At 27.1% G+C, this 1,647-nt stretch carries 1 protein-coding gene and 1 pseudogene; both read right to left on the reverse strand.

Annotated elements, in window-relative coordinates:
- Window positions 1-41: 41 nt before the first annotated feature.
- On the reverse strand, window positions 42-1,520 hold the full coding sequence (locus FTU38_RS16660) for an AAA family ATPase (RefSeq protein ID WP_180111894.1): 1,479 nt from the start codon (window positions 1,518-1,520) through the stop codon (window positions 42-44).
- Window positions 1,521-1,535: 15 nt separating this feature from the next.
- Window positions 1,536-1,647 (reverse strand): annotated as a pseudogene (locus FTU38_RS16955) (transposase); the annotation flags it as partial.

Below are 1,647 nucleotides of genomic sequence, written 5' to 3' on the forward strand. Positions count from 1 at the left end.
AGATTCATGCACGTGTAGCAGTTTTGAACAAATTCACAGAATTAGGTCGCCCTCATACCCAAGTTGTCACTTAAATTTGAGTTACTTAGGGAAACTCTATCTTTAAAGCCTTTATGCAACAAAGCCGCTTTAAAGTAAAAAGATTTTGATTCAACATCTAGTTGTTTTGAAAAAGGAGTAATATTTCTTAAAGTATTTCTAAGTTTTTCATAGCTATTAGGTTCATTATTTAGAATTCTAGCTATTTCTTTAATTTCTGATTTTAATTGTTCAGATTGTATTTCGACGTGGAACAATCCCTTAATAACAGATTCATAAGAATAACGACTTAAATCCTCTTCAAAGAACTCACTAGTTGAGATGTCATAAACTACAGTTTCATTTTTCGTTGATGTAATAACAAAAGGTGAGTGAGTACTAACTATAAATTGAATATTGGGAAATGCTGATGTGAAGAAAGGTAAAACTTTTTGCTGAAGTGAAATATGTAAATGAGAGTCTATTTCATCAATTAAAACAATTCCATTAAGTTTGTTTTTTCTAGTTCTAATGAGTTTGGATTTAATTAAAAGATTAGAATATATTTTAAAAATTGATTTAAAACCAGAAGGTAACTCATCGAAACCAAAAGAGATATTTTCATTTCTTTGAAGTATTAAAACGCGTTTATTGAAATCATCAAATGAAAGAGTAGTTGTTTCATCGTCAAAAATGAGTTTTAAGTCATTTTCTATATCATTAAACGTGTTATAGATTTCCTCGCAAATATAATCATCGGCATTTTGTAGTTCATCTCGTTTTTCTAAAAGATACCTTTCAAATGCTCCTTCGATATCTGAGTCAAAATTTAAATGCAATTCCTTTATATAGTAAGCTAAATCCTTAACATCATACATATTTCCCATACTTAGGATTTTTTCAGGAACTTGTAATTTACTATTTACGTCAAAAAAGCTAAAAATGGTACTATTATTAGTAATCTTTTCATTGAAAATTAATTTAAAAAACTTTTGAAAAGATAGTAGCTCATCTAAAGATTTTTTTAGTAAATCATTTGATCTAATCAGATGTTCAGGTTTTGCTGAATAATAACGTCTAGTTTTGTTGTTTAGAAGTAAAGAATCAGTAGCGGTATACATATTTACTTCACGAAGAAAAATATTTAAATTATCACTATAGATCTGTTGCAATTTTTTTAATTCTTCTAATTTTTGATTGTTTTTCTTTGTCTTATCACTTGCTAAATTTGAAATTAATTTAATATATTTTTGATTAATTTCAAGTATATCCGAGTAGGCTATAAACTCATTATAAAAAATATTGATAGTTTCTTTTAATTTACTAGAATGAATATTGTCATCTGTAGAAATATATTTATCTCTGAATTCAAGTTGTAGTTGTTCATACAGTTTAGTTAAAAAGTATGTTTTACCTACACCATTTTTACCAGTGAGAACTAGGTTCCTACCATTTAAAGGTATTGTTATATCTTTAAATAGGATTGTATTTATATGCATCATACTAATAAGTTGTCATTAAAAAGTAAACATGTATTCTTTTCCGAATTGGTTTGATACTTTCTCCACCCATTGCTCTATTTTATCAGCTGTCATGACTTGAAAATCTCGCCAATAATATTTCATCTGC

The sequence above is a fragment of the Acinetobacter sp. YH12098 genome (assembly GCF_013419235.1).
Classification (GTDB): Bacteria; Pseudomonadota; Gammaproteobacteria; order Pseudomonadales; family Moraxellaceae; genus Acinetobacter; species Acinetobacter amyesii.